This is a genomic window from Phycisphaerae bacterium (genome assembly GCA_035384605.1).
GTDB lineage: Bacteria > Planctomycetota > Phycisphaerae > UBA1845 > PWPN01 > JAUCQB01.
On record DAOOIV010000005.1, the window covers coordinates 86,025 to 105,265 of the forward strand.

The 19,241-nt window shown below is 63.7% G+C and carries 14 protein-coding genes; 10 read left to right on the forward strand and 4 right to left on the reverse strand.

Annotated features, from left to right (window positions below; translation table 11 throughout):
- Window positions 1-6: 6 nt before the first annotated feature.
- Window positions 7-2,325, reverse strand: coding sequence for a radical SAM protein (locus PLL20_02635; GenBank protein HPD28864.1), 2,319 nt, complete (start codon window positions 2,323-2,325; stop codon window positions 7-9).
- Window positions 2,280-2,630, reverse strand: coding sequence for a hypothetical protein (locus PLL20_02640; GenBank protein HPD28865.1), 351 nt, complete (start codon window positions 2,628-2,630; stop codon window positions 2,280-2,282). The genes PLL20_02635 and PLL20_02640 overlap by 46 nt, the downstream gene beginning before the upstream one ends.
- Window positions 2,631-2,800: 170 nt before the next feature.
- On the opposite strand from PLL20_02640, the gene PLL20_02645 reads away from it, so the two are divergent.
- The 9 genes from PLL20_02645 (at window position 2,801) to PLL20_02685 (ending at window position 15,095) form a co-directional block, all read left to right on the forward strand.
- Complete coding sequence (locus tag PLL20_02645) at window positions 2,801-2,935, forward strand: hypothetical protein (protein HPD28866.1); 135 nt, start codon at window positions 2,801-2,803, stop codon at window positions 2,933-2,935.
- Window positions 2,932-3,498, forward strand: a complete 567-nt coding sequence (locus tag PLL20_02650) for a hypothetical protein (GenBank protein HPD28867.1) — start codon at window positions 2,932-2,934, stop codon at window positions 3,496-3,498. Before PLL20_02645 ends, PLL20_02650 begins: the two co-directional genes overlap by 4 nt.
- A gap of 284 nt (window positions 3,499-3,782) precedes the next feature.
- A complete protein-coding gene (fmt, locus tag PLL20_02655) occupies window positions 3,783-4,784 on the forward strand; it encodes a methionyl-tRNA formyltransferase (GenBank protein HPD28868.1) in 1,002 nt (333 codons plus the stop codon).
- An 86-nt stretch (window positions 4,785-4,870) separates the two neighbouring features.
- On the forward strand, window positions 4,871-6,412 hold the full coding sequence (locus PLL20_02660) for a M48 family metallopeptidase (protein ID HPD28869.1): 1,542 nt from the start codon (window positions 4,871-4,873) through the stop codon (window positions 6,410-6,412).
- Window positions 6,413-7,000: 588 nt separating this feature from the next.
- A complete protein-coding gene (locus tag PLL20_02665) occupies window positions 7,001-8,407 on the forward strand; it encodes a terminase family protein (GenBank protein ID HPD28870.1) in 1,407 nt (468 codons plus the stop codon).
- Between the two features lie 218 nt (window positions 8,408-8,625).
- Window positions 8,626-9,915 (forward strand): DUF935 family protein, encoded by a 1,290-nt coding sequence (locus tag PLL20_02670; GenBank protein ID HPD28871.1) that lies wholly within the window; start codon window positions 8,626-8,628, stop codon window positions 9,913-9,915.
- Between the two features lie 167 nt (window positions 9,916-10,082).
- The gene (locus PLL20_02675; GenBank protein ID HPD28872.1) at window positions 10,083-12,626 is read left to right on the forward strand and encodes an immunoglobulin domain-containing protein; all 2,544 of its coding nucleotides are present in this window, start codon (window positions 10,083-10,085) and stop codon (window positions 12,624-12,626) included.
- 1,063 nt (window positions 12,627-13,689) lie between these two features.
- Window positions 13,690-14,802 (forward strand): slipin family protein, encoded by a 1,113-nt coding sequence (locus tag PLL20_02680; protein HPD28873.1) that lies wholly within the window; start codon window positions 13,690-13,692, stop codon window positions 14,800-14,802.
- A 110-nt stretch (window positions 14,803-14,912) separates the two neighbouring features.
- On the forward strand, window positions 14,913-15,095 hold the full coding sequence (locus PLL20_02685; protein HPD28874.1) for a hypothetical protein: 183 nt from the start codon (window positions 14,913-14,915) through the stop codon (window positions 15,093-15,095).
- Between the two features lie 43 nt (window positions 15,096-15,138).
- On the opposite strand, the gene asnB is transcribed toward PLL20_02685, so the two are convergent.
- Both asnB and PLL20_02695 read right to left on the reverse strand, forming a co-directional pair.
- Entirely contained in the window at window positions 15,139-17,055 is a 1,917-nt protein-coding gene (asnB, locus tag PLL20_02690) for an asparagine synthase (glutamine-hydrolyzing) (GenBank protein ID HPD28875.1), read from the reverse strand.
- A gap of 140 nt (window positions 17,056-17,195) precedes the next feature.
- A complete protein-coding gene (locus PLL20_02695) occupies window positions 17,196-17,642 on the reverse strand; it encodes a hypothetical protein (protein ID HPD28876.1) in 447 nt (148 codons plus the stop codon).
- Between the two features lie 407 nt (window positions 17,643-18,049).
- On the opposite strand from PLL20_02695, the gene PLL20_02700 reads away from it, so the two are divergent.
- Complete coding sequence (locus PLL20_02700) at window positions 18,050-19,096, forward strand: PmoA family protein (protein ID HPD28877.1); 1,047 nt, start codon at window positions 18,050-18,052, stop codon at window positions 19,094-19,096.
- The last annotated feature ends 145 nt before the right edge of the window (window positions 19,097-19,241 follow it).

Genomic DNA, 19,241 nt, shown 5'->3' on the forward strand with positions numbered 1-19,241 from the left:
CGCGGATCATGTGGCCGGCAAGCAACCGCGATAGGCTTTGACCATACGGTCCATCAGCCGCCGCCAGACGAGGCAGGCCGTGTCTGCCTCACTCGTTGCCCGCCAGATGCCGCCGCAGTACGGATAGTGCTCGCAGAACGCACAGGGCGTCTGCTCGATGAAGACTCGCTCCGCGTAAGCCTCGATCTGCTTCCATGCAGCCGATTCCCGCATAACCTTGATGCTGTCGCCGACCTTGCCGAGGAACGCGCCTCGATGTGCGTACCACCGGGATACGGACACGCGTTGCTGGGCATCCACGAACAGGCATCGCCCGGTCAGATTGTCGAATATCTGCCAGAGCGTCAGTCTTCGCTGCCCACCGATTGCCCCGGCCAGGGTGAAGAACGGCTCGATCGGCACCTGCAAGGTTGGAGTGTGCAGGAAATGGTCCAGCAGGCCGGACAGCACGGCCTCGTCGTAGTCAGTGCCGAACTCCAGCCGCACCGGCACGCTCGCATCGGCCGCCCGCCGGGCAAACGTGCCGTCACCGATCGTCGCCGACGAAAACATCAACTCGGCACGCAGGCGGCGAAGCGTGCCGAGAAGCCCGTCTTGCATAGCGTCTGCTTTGTTTTGCGAATAAGCGAATTCAGGCCCGGCCATGATCGTCAACTGTCGGGCAAACGGTTTGTAGCCGCTCGGGGAGGCGAGGAAATGCTCCAGGTTGACAAGCCCGCGGGCGCGTTCCTGCGGATCGAGCCGTCCCAGGGCCAGGCGTTCGAGATCCAGCTGCGGTGTGACGATCCGCACGAAGTCGAGCATCGGCCAGCCATCAGGCCGTTCGATGGTCACGACGAAGCGGGATAGAGGGTTCAGGGTTCCCGGCTTCGCCACGGCTTCGCCGGGCAAGCGGGGTTCCCGCCTTCGCTTCGCTTCGGCGTGGCAAGCAGGGTTCAGTGAAGACGCTCCGTCACCTCCGGAGGAGGTAGGGCACTCCCACCCCCCCCCCCCCCCCCCTGCTAAGGGGGGGGGATCCGGCCCCTTTTGGTGAGCGCCCTCTTGCTGAGCGCCCTCTTGCTGCGTGCCCTCTTGCTGAGTGCTGATGGCTGATTGCTGACCGCTGAACGCTGGTCCCGAGCCGCGTCGAGGGGCTAATGGTTGACCGCTGAGAGCTGATGGCTGATCGCTTACAGTTGGAGGCCCGAAAAGCTTCTCGAAGTGCTCAAACACCCGCTTGCGGGCGGCGCAGAAATACGTCTCCCGCATCATGTCGCCGTGGTAGAGCAGGCCCATCATCGGGCAACCGCCGTGGCAGAACTTCCAAAACCGGCAATCGCGGCAGAAGCCGTCACGCAAACTGGAGGATCGCCCGGCCAGCGGCCCTTGCTCGCGCTGTCGCAGCATCTCGTCGAGATCGTCTTCGAAGATGTTGCCCAGCCTGTTGGCCCCATGGTCCGACTGACGCCCGCAGCCGAAGACTGCTCCGTCGGGGTTGATACCCAGGTGGCTGGTGTGGCACATCCCCCGGCTGTCGCAGCAGAGACGCGAATGCCCTTTCCACGCCCGGTACCATTCCATCAGCGGCATGATGGACCAGCGCATCCGGTCGGCACGCCAAAGATCGCACAAGTCCACGAGGAACTGGCCGTACTCGTCGGCGGTGATCCACAACGGCTGCGATTGGCGTCTGTCCGCTCGGCCCTCCTTGTAGAGAGGGTTCACGCGGACGTGCAACCCGGCGTTGCGGAAGAAGTTGTAGATGTTGCCGACCCTGTCGAGCGATTGGCGGTGGGCCACGTATACGGCCCCGACGCGGATGCCCGCGCTTCGAAGCAGGCGCACTGCCCGCACCCAGATCTCGCGCAGGTTCTTGCCGCCGGCCAGGCCGCGGACGCCGTCGACGATGTCGAACGAAGTGCCGATCGCCTGGTCCTTAAGTAGGTCCCGCAGCACGGGAACCCAGTGCTCATCGACCAGCGAGAGGTTCGATTGCATGGCGTTGCGGACGCGGTCAAGGTCGTCGCCGAACGCGCGTTGCTGCTGTTGCATGATCTCGGCGTAGTATTCCGGCCCGCACAACATCGGCTCGCCGCCGTGCCAGAGGAAACGCAGGTTTCTGCGGTCGTCCCTGCGAACCCATTTAGCAAAGATGTCAAACAGCGGGCCGAGCTTCTCGCACGGGAGGATCTTGCGCTTGCCCAACGTCCCGTCGGCCGAGCAGTAGACGCAGGTGCCGTTGCAGGCTTCGGTCGGCTTGATGATGATTTCCATGACTGACAAGACACCCGGCTTGGCGGTCACGCGTCGGCGTAGTTGGCGTAGTCGCAGTAGTCGCCGTCGCAATGCTCGTAGTCCTGGCCGGTACCATCGCAGTAGCCGCAGCCTTCGTCCGAGTAGTCGCCGTAGTTGGCGTAATCGCAGTAATCGCCGTCGCAGTGTTCGTAGTCCTGCCCGGCGCCGTCGCAGTATCCGCAATTCGCGTCGACATAGCCGATCTTGATGCGGCAACCGCCGTCGTCCGAGCCGAGCGATACGGCGGCGGTTCCGAAGATGCCCAGTTTCAAGGCCTTGTTGCCCAAGCTCTGGAAGAACGCCCGGCGACTGATGGGGCTCAACTGGTCGGCGCGATGCTCGGTATCGTGGCCCATGAAGCTCATCCTCTCTGCGGGGAGTCACTGTCAGCGGGGGTGGATCGCGGCAATCGGTCCCGATAGTCCATTAGATTGGATTTAGCTTGGCGAATCAAGGGGGGCGGTTTCCTACCACGACCCGGACCATGCCCGAACAGCCCTTCCACCCGCTTGTTGGAGGGCTGTGTATGACTCCGGACCACGAGGTCGAACACGAAAGCATCTTCTCGAGCCAGGCGCGGCGATTCTGTGACGCTCGCCGGGCGGCTCGCTCTTCGTTGACCGGCGCGCTGAACGCGGCGATCATGAGAACGATGATGTGAACAGCCACATTGCTCCGCTTGAGGCATATATGGGCCGCCAGATCAGGCAACATCAGAAAGCCGACAAGCCCGCGGGCAGAACGCAGAGCGGCCTGCCCGTATGGTTGCCCCTCGTGGGTGGGCTGCTCGCAATCGGGATCGTGATCGCGATGGCGGCGTATGTTTTGAACAAAGACGGTTCCGCCCCGCAGTACACACCCCCCGCTGCGCAGGAAACCAAGGCGCCCGCGAGGCCGGCACCCGCGAAAACCGTTGACACCGGCAAGCTGGTCGGCCGGTGGCTGCGCACGGACGGCAACTACGTGCTGGAGATCCGAAGCGTAGACACCGCAGGGAAGGTGAACGCCGCATATTTCAACCCGGGTCCGGTCAACGTCTCCAAGGCCGAGGTCGCTTCTGATAAAGGTGAGACTCAGCTCGTGGTTGAACTGAAGGACCGTGGATACGACGGCAACTACTATACGCTTGCATACGATCCCATAACAGACCGCCTCACGGGCGTCTACCATCAACTGACCATGGGGCAACAATTCGACGTGGAGTTCGTCAGAATGCCGCGATGATGCCATTCGCGGCAGGCCGGTTGCATCCACAGGCGACCGGCCGCGGGTTGTCGCAAATAGAGTGACGAACGTTGACATCGACGAGAGTCTTCGAACGGAATGCCTGCCGACGACCCTTGACGAGCTGGGAGCAATACAGAAAGCCCCGCCACCGCCGACCGACTGCGGTCCACTGGTCAAAACCGCCGCAAGTCGGTTGGCGCTCGGCCGGCAGATTCGCACCGCTTCAGCGGCCGAGCCGCATCACTTGGCCGTACCCGGTTCTACCCTTATGATCCGGACATATGGGCAGAGGCCGCGCTATTGGGGCGGCCTGTGACCCGCACCGGAGCGGCTTGATGCGCGTGGTCTATTTCGGTTCCGGCGAGTTCGCTGTGCCCGCCCTGCGATGGCTGGCCCACAGCCCTCACGAGATCGCCGCGGTGGTCACTCAACCCGACCGGCCCGCAGGCCGCGGCAAGAAACAAACCGCCACGCCCGTCGGCGGCATGGCGGAGTCGCTCGGACTACCCGTATACAAGACCGAAGACACGAACGAGGCCGGGTTCGTTGAACAGATCAGGAGCCTGGGCGCGGACCTCGGCATCGTCGCGGCTTTCGGCCAGAAGCTCCATGCCCCACTTCGCTCGGCGTTCGCCGGCGAGTGTATCAACATCCACAGTTCGCTGTTGCCGAAGTACCGCGGGGCGGCGCCGATCAACTGGGCAATTCTGAAAGGCGAGCCGAAAACGGGGGTGAGCGTCTTTCGCCTCGTCGACCGCTTGGATGCCGGTCCGGTGCTGATCCGACGCGAGACCATGATCGGGTCCACGGAGACGGCCGCGGAGCTGCACGACCGTCTGGCAGGTATAGCCTGCGACGCCCTGGGGGCAACGCTGAAGCTGCTGGAACAGGATCTGCACCATCCCGGCGAGCCGCAGGACGAGTCGCTGGCCACGCAGGCACCCAAGCTCACCAAGGCGGACGGCATGCTGCGGTTTGATGAGCCGGCCGAGCAAATCGCTCTGCGGTGTCGGGCGATGTGGTCCTGGCCGGGGGCCCGGTGCCTGTACCGCAATGCCGACGGACGAACGGAGGAAATCATCATAGCCACGGCTTCGGCCATTCCCGCTCAAGCGAGCGAGCCGCCGGGGACGATCACTTCTCTGCTGACGGTCGCGACGCGGCAGGGAACGCTGGAGATTCACGGCCTCAAGCCGGCCGGCAAACGCGTCATGAGCTGGCAGGATTTCGTGAACGGCCGGCATGTCAAGCCGGGCGACCGGCTGGAGGCCGTCGGCCCGTAAGGAATCGCGGCACGCTTGATGCATGACCTCTGCTTGCCCACTGCGGCAAAGGGAAGCAAGCTATGTCGCACGGGACTCGGTAAGTCATGCAGTTTATCGTCTTTTCGGCTTTCGCGATCGTCTTGAGCATCCCCTTCGAGGGACCGGCTCGGGCATGGGTACTGGTAAGCAGCCCCGCTTGGATATTCGCCGCAGTCGCGGGCCACATTCTCGCCGCCGGGCTCGCCGGGGCGATCACCACGCGTCGCGTCAGGGCGAAGCTCGAACGTGAACCTTCCTGGTTGCCGGCAGCCCAGCGACGCCTGGGCCACGGCCACACGGTCATCCGAGCTGTTCTCCTGCTCAGTTTTGGGTCGCTGGTCTTCCTGACCGACTGGCTTCGGCTCATTCGAAGTTGGGACGGAATCGCCGCCGTCTGGGGTCTCGACGAAATCATCGCGATCGCTCCGTTTTTCGCCGCGATTCTGGCTTCATACGTGGCCGTCTATCCGGCCGACCGCGCCATCCGGCAGGTCGCGATGGAACTGAGACTCTGGGCATCGGTCCCCACCCGCCCGCCGTGGAGCCTGCGGGCGTTCGTCAGATTCATGTTCCGCCAGAACGTGCTCATCATTGCCGTTCCCATGTTACCGATCATGGTGGCCAACGATTTCGTGCAGTGCTATGCCGCCCCGATCCGAAAGGCCGCGTTCGGCATTGTGTGGGCCGACCAAGTAGTGCTGGTAGCGATCGCAGGACTCGTGTTCCTCGTGGCCCCGGTGATGCTGCGGTACATCTGGCATACGCGCGTGCTGCCGGACGGCGAGCTGCGACGGCGCCTCGAAGGCCTCTGCCGGCGCGTGGGGCTGAGATACCGCCGTATTCTGATCTGGGAAAGCGACGGCATGGTGGTCAACGCCGCGGTGATGGGCCTGATCAAACCGGTCAGGTACATTCTGCTGTCGGACGGGCTGTTGGAGATGATGGACGACGCTAAGATCGAGGCGGTGTTCGGTCACGAGGCCGGTCACGTCAAATGCCGCCATATCGAGTTCTACCTGCTGTTCGCCGTGCTGAGCATGTTGATCGTCGGCGGCGTCATGGAACTGATCGCGTTTGCGGCCTCGAAATGGCCGACGTTCTTCGACCAGATCGCCGACCTGGAGGCCTACCTGCCGCTGCTGGCCACCGTGATGATCCTCCTGATCTGGCTGCTCGGGTTTGGGGCGGTGTCGCGACAATTTGAGCTTCAGGCAGACCTGTTCGGGGCCAGGAATGTGACCCCTGGCGGAGAGGGTTGCCACTTGCCCTGTTTTGTTCACCGACCACCCCCGATATCGGCAGATCGCAGCAACCCGGCATCTGCTCAGGCGATCTGTGCGTCCGCCGCAGAGTTGTTTGCCGATGCGTTATACCGCATTGCGGCACTCAACGGCATCCCGATCGACGCCAAGAGCTGGCGACATTCCAGCATCGCCAACCGCATGGAGCAGTTGCGCGACTACGCGGTGCGGCCCGGAGCAGCGGCATGGCTGGACAAGAAAGTCTTGCTCATCAAGGGAACACTGCTGGGAGGCACTGCCGTCGGTCTTGTGGTCGCCCTCCTGATCTACTCGCCCCAACTCCGCGCGTGGTGCTGGGGCCGCTGAGGACTTCAAGGATCGGGTATGGGGGACTGCCCGAGAAGCACCCAGCGGCGCGGCTCCCAGGGAACCTCCTATACTGCTATCCGGACCTATACTCCCATCCGGATCGTAGAGGGATACGCTGAGAACAAGATCCGACCGGGCCAAAACCGGCAGGGGTTTCCCGCCCTCCGCCGGCGGGGCTCCTGAGACTGGCCGACAGGTCACGCCGTTCACCGCCGTAAGAAACCTCGGTGAGGGCCTTCCAGCATCGCTACGGCTCGCGGTCGCTTCTTCCCGCCCGCGCCAATCGGCGCGCTTCTACCCCCCTGACCTTACCGCGTCAAGCGGTTCAAAGCGGATCCGTCAGCCTGAGGGGTACGAATCGAGCCGGCCGCAGCGAGTCGAACATCTCGCTCATGCAATAAGTCCTTTACTGAAAACGGCCTATGCGCATCCATGGGCTGAGTGGCGACCTCGAAAACGGCCGGGCATACCCGGCTGCCAAGAGCGAGCGCGGCTTAACCCGTTCCGCTCAGAAGGCCGGTTCCGGAGCAGCCCAGCGCGTTATGGCCACGTGTGGACAACACGCGCCGGAGGTGAAGGCTGGGCATGAAGGCAGGTCAGATCGACGCGGGTCAAGAGGTAAACCATCGGGACACCGGGAGCGATACCTCGGGTATCAGCCGCTCTTTGGATACTGCCAGAGCATCCGTCCGGGTGGAGTGTCGGCCCATCATCCCTCTGCTCAGGTATCAGCAGGCCGACATCGAATCACCGGCGCGGTTCAGTTGGTGCTGCTGGTCTCGCCAGACAGGAAAGAGCTTCACCAAGTCGCTCAAGCGGCTTCTGCGAGGGCTGGCCCGCCGGCGAAACCAGATTCTCCTCTCGGCCGGCGAGCGGCAAAGCGCCGAGTTGATGCTCAAGGTGCGGCAGCATTGCCGGGCCCTGAACATCGCGTGCAGTTTCCACGGTGACCGCTTCTTCGAGGGAACCCGTTTCCGTCAACTGACGATCGAGTTGTCCAACGGCGTGCGGATTATCGGACTTCCGGCCAATCCCATGACCGCCCGAGGTTTCACCGGGGACGTCTTGCTGGACGAGTTTGCCATGCACCGCGACGACCGGGCGATCTGGGCGTCGATCTTTCCGACCATTCTACGAGGCGGGGGCGAGTTGGACGTGGCCTCGACGCCGAAGGGTCGCGACAACCTCTTCGCCGAACTGCGGACCAACGAGCGGTTCGCTCGGTCGGTTGTGACCCTGCACGACGCCGTGGCCGCGGGACTGGAGGTCGATCCGGAGGAGATCCGCTGCTCGATGTCGGACGACGAGCTCTTTCGGCAGGAGTTTCTCTGCGAGTTTCTGGACGAGTCATCAGTCCTTCTGAGCCATGAGCTGATCGCGGGCGTCGAGGATGCCTCGTTGGACAAGGCGCTGGATGAGACGCGGCTGCAACGCTGCAAGAGACCGCTCTACGTCGGCGTGGACATCGGCCGATGCAGGGACCTGACGGTGATATGGGTGCTGGAGGCGGAAGGTGACATCCTGGTCACGCGGGGTGTGCGGGAGTCGATGGGCGAACCATTCCGCGAGCAGTATCAGGCATTGCGGAGACTGCTGTCGCTGCGACAGGTGACCCGTTGCTGCATCGACGCGGGCGGCATCGGCATGGCACTGGCGGAGGCGGCAGTGGACGAGTTCGGTGGATCGCGAGTTGAGCCCGTCACCTTCACCGCCGCGGTCAAGGATGAACTAGCCAACCGCCTGCGGTTGCGGGTCGAAGAACAGAAGATCCGGATTCCGGCCGACGAGGCGATTCGCAACGACTGGCACTCGGTTCGACGGAGCGTGACGACGGCCGGGCCGGCGCGATACGACGCCGCCCGCTCCGGCGGCGGTCATGCCGACCGCTTCTGGGCAGCATGCCTGGCCATTCGCGCGGCCGGACAGCCGGCCGGCCCGATCGAGTACCTGCACGGACCGGGTCTGCGATTCGGTAGAGAGGGCACCTGGTAGTCCGGCAACAGCTTGCTCCTTGCAGACGGCGGACGACAGAGAGCAAAACGGCACGAGGACCGGGAATGAGATCTCACATTTGAGATTTGAGATTCCAGATCGGCGATCGGAGGTCCCGGATTGGAGATCTGAGGTTTCAAATGTGAAATCAGAGATTGCGGATTGGCAGTTGGAATCGAAGACCATCGATCACGTAATCGCAAATGGAGGACCAACAGATGGGATTGAAGCGCTTGATTGCACACGCGTTCGGACGAGCGACCAAGGCGATGCGGCCGTCCGTGGGGCAAATGGTACAACCCATGGCGGCGGACCGTTGGCGCGATTACCCGGCCGACGGGCTGACGCCGGCGCGCTTGGTGCAGATTCTCCGCGAAGCCGACGACGGAGCTATCGACCGGGCCATGGCTCTGTACCAGCAGATGGAGGAGAAAGACGCTCATCTTTACGCCGTGGCCCGCACACGGCGGCAGGCGCTGACCGGGCTGTCATGGCAGGTGATCTCGGCGGCCGACCTGCATGACGTCCCGGATCGAGCGGCAGCCGACGAGGCGGCCGACTATTGCGGCGAGGTGCTGTCGGGAATCGAGCGGTTCGACGACGCGCTCGAACACTTGTCCCTGGCTCTGGGCCGCAACATTGCGGTGGCCGAGAACGTCTGGGACTTTGCTGATGGCGAGTTGCGCCTGGTGGACATCGTGCCGGTGGCCTTTGAGCGGCTGACCTTCGACGAAGCCGGGAAGCTTCGCGTGCTCACCGAGGAGGCACCGTACGAGGGAATCGAACTGCCGCCGAACAAGTTCATCGTTCACGTGCCGCACGCCGCCAGTGGACACCCGATGCGCGGCGGCCTGCTGCGAGCCAGCGCCCTCGCCTACCTGGGCAAACACCTGGCGATGAAGGACTGGCTGGTCTATGCGGAGCTGTTCGGGATGCCGGTGCGGGTCGCGCGATATGAGCCGTCGGCGACGCCGGAAGAGAAGCGCGAGCTGCTGAAAATGCTCGAATCGCTGCGCGCCGACGCGGCCGGCATCTTCAGCAAGGCGGTGGAGCTGCAACTGCTGGAGGCGGGCCAAGGCAAGTCCCCGCCGCCCTACGAGCACATCTGCGAGTTCTTCAACCGCGAGCTGAGCAAAGCGTGGCTGGGCGGCACGCTGACGGTCGAGACCACCGGTGCGGGGCTGGAGCGATCCTCGGGCGGACCGAGCGTTCACAACGAAGTGCGGCTCGATCTGCGGCAGGATGACATCGCCTCTGAAGGCCGCACAATCCGTCGCGACGTTCTCGGGCCGGTCGCACGGCTGCGATTCGGCGATCGGGTTCCGGTGCCCTACTTCCGGCGGCAACTGGAATTGCCCCGCGATCGGCGTGAACTCAGCGAAGTCCTCGACCGGGCGGTCAACGAACTGCGTATGCGCGTGCCCGCCCGCTGGGCTCATGACGTGCTGGGAATCCCGATGGCCTCCGAAGAAGAAACGGTGCTCCGCGGAACCCTTGGTTCGGGCTGAGAAGAAATCTCTCGAAGAACGTCGGCCCACACAAAGGGGCAGAACAACGATCGAGAACACCTTCTCTCCTTCCAATGCCGCAGCGGCACGCATGTCGTGGCCGGGACGCGTTGCATTTGCTAAGATGGTTCAGGACCGCGACCGGCCCGGCAGAGAGGAGGAAGGTGATGCCCAACGGTGATTGCCGCACTTGGCGCGTTCCGCTGTTTATGCTAACCATCGCCGTTGCCGGCTCGGCGGCAAACGCGGCAATCACTCTGATCGGCGTCCAGTACAAGCCGGACCGGGCATTACCCGAATACGAATGCTTCTGGCATCCCGACCAGTTGCCCGAGCCGTGCGGTCCCAGCGCGCCGATGGGCGCGTCCGTCCACGTGTTCCTGCTGAACAGCGGCCCTTCCTCGGTGACGGTCCAAGACGTCACGCTGGCCGGCATCAGCCTCGAACTGGCCTTGTACGAGGAGGAGCAGGTGGTCAAGCGTCACCCGGTCAGCATCTATTTCGCGCTGGCCCACGGGGCCATTACCCAGCAGCAGTTCAACACCCTGATCAGCGCGGGCGAACCGGTCTGGTACAAAGCCGATCCGAAGACGATCCCGGCCGGAGGCACGGCGCAGATCGTGGTGCGACTGCGGCAGGTACCCACCACTCCGACGGTCGGTATTGCGGTCATCCACACCGGCGGTTCGACCGTCGCAACCGTACCGGTCGATGCCGACCAACCCCACGCGGCCGGGGTGAGCTTCTCGTCAGACTTGACCAAGGTGTATCTGTACTGGCGGCGCAGTAACGGTACTGCTCCCACAACCATTCTGTTCGATGGCAGCGACGTCACCGCGAGCACGACTACGGTCAATGATCCGAGTGTCGAGACTGCCGCATCCGTCCTGCGATCGGCCCAACCGCTTTCGCCCGCCTCGTTCCATGTGTACCAGGGCATCTACGCCGACGGCCGCGTTGCCTCCGCCGGTGTTCGCACGTGGGCCAATCCTTTCATTTACGGGACCTGGGGCGCCAAAGACGCTCCCGATGGCGACTACGCCGCCGCTCGTGCGTGGATTGACGACGCGACCAATCACTGCGTCAACTCGCTCGTGGTACAAGGCGGGTCGGAGGCCCTGAAGAGCTATCTGAAAACGGCCGAGGGCAGGCAATACGCCGCCGACCACGGCTATGGATTTGTCATTGATGAGATCGGCAAATGGTCTTGTCAGAATCCGCAGTTGTGGTTCATACGGGATGAGCCCGACGCCGCCGATTCGCGGGTCACCGGCCTGCCTGGGGACAGAATGGTCGGTTCCCTCGCCGATATGGCCGTCGAGCGCGGCGAGGAACTCCGGGCCGCCGACCCAACGGCGCCGACCACGCTCAACATCGACAGCACCTACACCCCTTTCAACTGGTACAACTACGGGCAGGTACCGGATGTGCTGATGACCGATCCGTATTACCAGAACCGCCTGCGCGAAGCGCTGTGGTTCTACCCAACAAGAATCCCGCTTTACAGCAAGGCCGCCTACATCTATGCGGTCTCGCGCGTTGCCCGGTCAAGCTGCGAGCCCAATCCGCTGCATGTCGTGCTGTACTCGTGCGAGTACGTGGACACCACGACAGGCCAACGCTTCCCGTTTGCGCCGCCCGCGTGCAAGCGCATTGAGGTCTACTATGCCCTCGCTGCCGGTGCCACGGGGCTGTCCTACTGGTGGTACCTCCCGGGCAAACCGTCGAACGGCCTCGGGGCCGGCACCCCGGCCGCGCTGGCACTTTGGCGGGAAATCGGGCTTCTCGGCGCCGAAATCCGAACCGCGGCGCCACTGCTGGTCCTGGGCTGCCCGGCCGAGCTGAGCCTGCAAACCAGTTCGGGACTGTGGGTCAGGTCGCTGGTCGCCGGCACCGACGCCCTTCTGCTGTTTGTGGTCAACGACCAGTACTACAACGACGAACAGGGCTGCCACTACACCCCGGTGGCCGGCGCGAGTCTGACAGTGAGCCTGCCGGCGTGGCTGCAGTCTCCTGAGGCGTTCGAGATCGTGGCAAGCGGCATCCGGGATACCACAACGCAGGTCGCAGGCAACCAGTTGCAGGTGAATCTCGGCACGGTGGACGTGACGCGGATGATCGTGGTCACCTCCAACCCGCTGCTGCGAGACAGCATTGAGCAACGCTACGCCCAGGAGGTTCACCCCAAGCTCTGTGCCTTCGCGCCCGACGCGTGTCTGCCGGTCATCACGCAGCAGCCGATAGGGCAAGTCGCGACGGCCGGTTCGACCGTCTCTTTTACCGTGGCGGCCTCGGGCGTGGGCACACTCAGCTACCGATGGCAGAAGAACGGCTCGGACCTCGGCGACGGCGGGCACTATTCGGGCTGCACCACGACAACACTGACGATCTCGAACGTGGACAACGCCGATGCGGCCGGCTACCGGTGCGTGGTCAGCACCTCCAACGGCATCGCCGTTTCCCGCCAGGTTCAACTGTCGATTGTCCCCGCTCAGATCCCGGGTGACTTTGATGGCGACGGCGACGTGGATCAGGAAGACTACGGTATGTTCCAGCGATGTCTGAGCGGTGTGACGATTCCGCAGGAGGACCCGGCGTGTGCCGCCGCCAGGCTCGACGCGGATGGCGACGTGGACCGGGATGATGCCGCCCTGTTCCTCCGCTGCATCAGCGGGCGCGACGCGGCAGCGGACGCCGACTGCGCGGACTGACGGACGAGATCCGCCTGTCCTTGGGGCGATCTCAAGAAAACTTGCACATTTCCGCAGTTTTCGCTTGCATTTTGAAAAAGCGCGTGTATATATATGTCCGCACAGGAGAATGCGATGATGTATTGCGCGATATCAATGAATGTGAAAGAGGGCCGTTCCTCAAAGGAGGGCTCCGGGTAGGTTTGTTCGATCAGGTCGATCGTGCAGATTCACCCCGAAGCTTTGCGGCCTCGGGGTTTTTGTTTTCCTGTCCCGTGGGCGCTTGGCTCGATGACGGCCGATGAGGCCGAGATTCCTGAAGGGAACAGTCTGAAGAGGAGATGACAACATCCGCCTCGGGCGGCACGGCGATGGTGCGCGCCCGGCGAACTCCGGTCCCCGTATCAGCACGAACGAGAGGGCTTCGTGCCGGGGAAAGGGTGCGCCCGCGTGGCAGAGTCAACGATGGTTGCGCTGGAGGTGTCGGCCGGCGGCGCACGCGGCCACCGAGGAAGGCGTTGCAGGCGTGTGTTCCGTGAACGGCGTCGACCGCGGTACCTGCGGTGCAAGCTGCCAATAGCTCATTTGGTAGAGCAACGGGCCTTTAACCCGTAGGTAGCAGGTTCGATTCCTGCTTGGACCACCAGAAGGTCGAGTCTGGAGGTGAGATTCGAGGTGACGTCGGTCGATGGTCGCGGCGGTTGCGCGGCGGGTTATCCCAAAGCCAACGCCCACTGTCGACACCGTGTCGAAAGCCCTGCAATCCGGCGGATACCGCCGGGCCAATCGTCGTCGAAGGCGGCATCGAGCTTGTGTGTGCAGCGAGACACCGCATCGAGGCGACGGGAGGCCCGACTCAAGCCGGGTTCCGCCGTAGCCACGGGACGAAACCGCGAATCCACCTCCGGCTCGGACAATGGCCGCGGTCGTGAGGATGAGAGATTAGGAACCTATGCCGGTTGGGTGCCACGGGCGGCTCGTGTGTCCGTGCCGCCCATGCACTGGCGGGCAAGCCCCTCGACGGCAGCTCAGGATGAAGGCCGCCAGTGGCAGCCGAGCGCATTGTGAAGGGAGGTATGCGATCATGTTGAAGCGAGTGCGAGTCACCAAGTACCAGCGGGGTCTGCTGTTCAAGGACGGCGACTTCCGCGGGCTGCTCAATCCGGGCGTCTACTGGTACTCGCCGCTGCGCCGGACGCGGATCGAAGTGGCCGGCATCCTGGAAACGCGGCTGGCGCACCCGCTACTGGAGATCCTGCTGGCGGATGAGCGACTGCGAGCAGCGGTTGAGGTGATCAACCTGACGGACGCGCAGCGGGCGCTGGTCTGGCTGGATGAGCGCCTGACCTACGTTTTGGGGCCGGGGCGGTACGCCTTCTGGAAGGAACCGTACCGGCTGCGGATCGAGATCTTCGACATCGCCCAGGTTCGGCTGCACAAGCCCGAGTTGGAGGCCTTGGCCGGCCGGCCGGACATCGCCCTGTGGGTCAACGTGATCCAGGTGGGTCCGGAGGAAGAGGCTTTGGTTTTCCAGAACGGGACGCTGATCGACCGGCTGCGTGCCGGAACGTACCTGTACTGGAAGAGCACGAGCTTCGCATGCAGGAAGGTGAGTCTCAAGGAGCTGGTCGCCGACATCGCGGGTCAGGAGATCATGACCCAGGACAAGGTGACGCTGCGGCTGAACCTGAGCGTGGGTTACCAGGTGGTTGACCCGGTCAAGGCGGTGAGCACGGTTGACGACTATGCTCAGGCCTTCTACCGGGAGGCTCAACTGGCCCTGCGGGCGGCGGTGGGCGCTCGGACGCTCGATGCCCTGCTGACCGACAAGCAGGCGGTTGGCCAGGAAATCATCGAGGCGTTGAGCAAGCGGGCGGCCGAGATGGGTCTGGCCGTCCGCAACGTCGGTATCCGGGACATCATCCTGCCCGGCGACATGAAGCAGTTGCTCAACGAGGTTCTGGCCGCAGAAAAGCGGGCTCAAGCCAACCTGATCAAGCGGCGTGAGGAGACGGCCGCGGCTCGGAACCAGGCGAACACCGCCCGGTTGCTGGCCGAGAACCCGATCCTGGCGCGGCTGAAGGAGTTGGAGCTGCTTCAGGAGATCCTCGCCGACTCGAAGCCCACGTTCGTGTTCGGCAACACCAACCTGCTGGATCAACTGCGGTCCCTGACCGGCAAGCCGGTCGGATCGTGAAACCCCGAGGGCATCCGACTTCACCGAAAGCGGGTGCCCTCTTTCTTGGTCGTTCTGGGGAATTGCATCCCCCGGTATTTGCACACCGGAGGAGTTGCTGGAGTTTCGAGATGATTAGAGACCCGATCGTTGAAGATATCCGAGAAGCCCGTCGCAAGACGGAGGCGGACTGCGAAGGTGACTGGGACAAGCTGGTGGAGCATTACCGGCAGGTTGAGACGCACGCGGGAAAGCGTGTGATTCAGGGTTCGCCGCGGCGACCAGCGACCACAAGGACCAACCCGCGGCAGTGATGGCATCCGTGAAGTGCGATGCTTCTGGATCGCTGATGGTTGTTTATCGCCCGTCTTGGTTTTTCCGACTCTTCCAGTGACAGAGCACCAGGAGTGCCCAGAGGATCTCGGTGTGGTCGGCGCGGCGGCGGCAGTGGGCTTCGTATAGCCGCTGAGCGGCTTCGTGGCGGACGCCGAAATCCTGCAAGGCCTTTTTCGTGACCAGATCCTTGTACATTGGGGCAAGCTCGTTGCGCAGGAACTCGCCGACGGGTACCTCGAATCCCATCTTCTTGCGATTCAGAATCGGCTCCGGCAGTACGTCGCGGAATGCGTCGCGGAGGATGCGCTTGCCGATCGAGCCCTGGAGCTTGTACTCGATCGGCAGCGATGCCGCGAAGTTGACGACGTCAACGGACAGCAGCGGCACGCGAACCTCCAAGCTGTGCAGCATGCTGGCGGTATCGACCTTGTGAAGCATGTCGGCCGGGAGACCGATGGCCAGGTCGGCCAGGAGAATACGGTCCAGCGGAGTCAGCTCAGCCGCGTCCGCTCGCAGCCGCGCGGGAGCGTCACGATAGAGGTTGACGAGGTACTCGCCGGCGCCGGCAGCGCGCTCGGGTCCCAGCAATTCGGTCGCCTGCCGCTGATCGATGATCCGAGCCCAAGCCAGATGGGTGCCAAGAGGATCGGCCAAATCGCCGCGGAGCAGCTTGCGCGCCTGCCGCAGGCGATCCAATAGGCGGTTGGAGCGGGCCTGCGGCGCCAGCTTGAGCATCGGCTCGATGACACCCCTGCGAAGCACGCGCGGCAGGCGGCGGTAGCGGGCCAGGTAGTGATGGCCGGCATAGCGCCAGTACCCGGCGAATAGCTCATCGCCGCCATCGCCGCTGAGGGCCACGGTGACGTGTCGCCGCGTATAACGGCTGACCAGAGCAGCGGGCAGCAGCGAGCTGTCGGCGAAGGGCTCACCGAGATGGTTCAGCACGGGCTCGACGGCGTCGAGAACGTCCTTGAAGGCGAGGCGAAATGTGTGATGCCGCGTGCCCAAGTGACGGGCGACCAGTTCCGCATACTCGGTCTCGTCGTATCGTGGATGATCGGCATAGCCGATGCTGAAAGTCTCGACCGGCGTCGGGCCGGCGCGGGCCAGACAGGCGGTCACGATGGAGGAATCGAGGCCGCCCGAGAGGAACGCGCCGAGCGGGACATCGGCGATGCGCTGAGCGAGGACGGCTTCTTCGACACGCCGCCGGAGTTCACAAACCGCGTCGGCATAGGCTGGGGGTGGGGCGGGCAGAGGATTCAGGCGGAAGAACGGTTCCGGGTTCATCGGCCCGCGTGCATCGAAGAACAAGCAATGCCCCGGCGACAGCTTTTGCACCCCGGCGAAGATCGTGCGGGGATGCGGAATCCAGCCCAGCGTGAGGTACAGCGCAACGGCCTGCGGATCGATCTCCCGCCGCACCTCCGGTATGCGGCAAAGCGTGGACAATTCACTGGCGAAGACCAGTCGGTGGTTGTGGAACGTCCAGTAGAGCGGCTTGATCCCCATCGGGTCGCGCGACAGATGACCTGACCGCCGCTCGAGGTCGACATACGCCATTGCCCACATAGCATCAAAACGCCGCAGGGCCTCCGGGCCCCAATGCATGCACGCGGCGAGCGCCACCTCGGTATCACAAGCGGTTTCAAAAGGCCCGGGAAGCTGCTCGCGAAGCTCGCGGTAGTTATAGAGTTCGCCGTTGTAAACGATCGCGCGGCGATGACTGGGATCGGTCATCGGCTGATGACCATCGGGCGTCGGATCGATCACCGCCAGCCGGGTGTGGGCCAACCCCACTGAAAAGCCGGGTGTCTGGGCCGCCCAGATGCCGGTGTCATCGGGCCCGCGGTGCGCGAGGCAACCGCAGAGATTCCGAAGCAAATCCGGATCCATGAGCCGGCCGGCAAAGTCGATGATCCCGGCGATGCCGCACATGCCAGGGCATTGTCGAGACCGGAAACAGGAAAGGCAAGTCCGAGCCCGCCGAGGATGAGGCCATCATCCTTGAAAGCCGAAAAAAAGCGGCACCCCCGAGGGCAGGCCCTCGTGGAAGCCGCTGACTCTCACCGCCGGTTCTACAAAACACGAACCCTGGCGGACTCAACTCCCATTTGCAGCACGATGATGGAGCCGGGACGGTATTGAGTTTTGTCGAGGGTGAAACCCGGTTGACCTTCCAGAATCCGTCCGCCGGCGAAGCCCCCATCTTCATCGTATCGCTGCTCCTCGATCACCTCGATCAGGTCGGGGATCTCCACGAGAATGTAGTCGCAGACCATCTCGTCGGCCGGGCACTCGAAGACCGACGTAAGCCCATCGATGCGCAGGGTCACCCGCTCGTCATAGCCGGCAGTCTGGTTGGAGAGGCGGACGGTAACCGTGTTTTCCCCGGTATCGAGACCGCGTCGCTCCACAAGGTACCGCAGAACCTCATTCACGTCGTAACGACCCGCGCAGCCGCTGCTCAGGAGGGGCAGACCGGCGCCGATTCCCATGCCCAACAAAGGCACCAGTAGACCCAAGGCGGACCGCCTTTTTGCGGGCCGCAACCCAAGTGCTCTGCGATCCAGAAACATGCGCGCAAAATGCGCACCAGTTGCGACGGAAGGGACTAAACACTTGCGGGCAAACACGTTGTCAGACCGCCTTTCCAGTTGCAGGTTTCCAGCTGTCCTCGGCAGGAAGCCGCCCGGCAGCTCGGGGATCTGCCCCCGCCGACCGACCCGGGCGTCCAAACCCACCATCACTTTAACGACCCCAGGTGCCCGCGGCAACCCGGCAGGGTCGTGAGAACCGGTCCTGGACGGGGACATGTCTCCCGCAGAACCAATCGGGACGAGCCGCCGACCGGCCCTGGCCCGTGCCCGTCAGCCCTATTGGCGGGTACCATATGCACTCCAGAGTCCCATACTGTTTGAGGAGGTTCAACATGTATAGACCGATTTTTCGAGCTGCATGCAACCGCCGGATGGCGGGTCTCGGGGCAGCGATGCTATGTCTGCCTTGCATCCTCGCGGGGGCCGCCATGGCGGCCGACTTGCCCCAGGTCACGATAGATAGCACGGCCGTTACGCTTCACCTCGGCGGCCGCCCGGTCGGGCGCTACCGGTACGCGGAGGTGCCGTTCAAGCCCTACCTGCAGGAGCTTCGCACGCCATCGGGCATCAACATCCTTCGCGACGCACCCTTCGACCACCTCCACCATCACAGCCTGATGTTTGCCGTGGCAGTCGAGGGGGTGAACTTCTGGGAGGAAAAGGACGGTTTCGGGAAACAGGAGCATCTGGCAATTCGCGACGTGTTCGCGGGGCATGCCGGCGGGTTACCCTGCGCGTCATTCAAAGAGGAAGTGGCCTGGCGAGCGGGCGGCAAGGGACTGCTGCACGAGACGCGGGCGGTCCGCGTGCTGGCCGATCCGGCGGGCAAGGCCTCGGTGGTGTCATGGACCGCCGAGTTCCGCGAACTGAACCCTGACGGGCGAACGGCCGGGGCCGGCCAGCCGGCCGTGACCTTAGGTGGCGAGCGATACTACGGCCTGGGCATGCGGTTCATCACCTCGATGGACGGAACCGGCCAGTTCTTCAACGCCGACGGTGCCAATGGCGTCGACGGGACCAACGACAAGCGGTCACGCTGGTGTGCCTACACCGCCGAGGCCGACGGCAAACCCGTCACCGTGGCGATGTTCGACCATCCAACCAACGCACGCCACCCGGCTAACTGGTTCACGATGCTCGAGCCGTTCTCGTATCTCTGCGCGACGCTCGGCCTGCAGCACGAGAAACTGGCCCTGGGCCGCGCGGCCTCGCAGCCGGCCGATCAACAAGCCGGTGCCGGGCCTTTCCGCCTCACCTACGGCGTGGCCGTGTGGGACGGCAAGGTACAGCCCGACGAAATCGAGCGGGTGTATGCTCTCTGGCTAAAGACAACCCCGGCGCAAGAGACCGGTGAAAGCACCAACGTGAAGGCCAAGTAAGGTTGGCAACTTCTCCTGCGGTCATCAGCCGGCCCGCGCCGGGTAAGATTGCACGGATCGAGACCCCGGCTTAGACTCTTGCTGCTTGTCGAATTCGTCGTCGGCGAGCCGGCATCCTTGTGGTTCATTCTTCAGGAGGCTCACG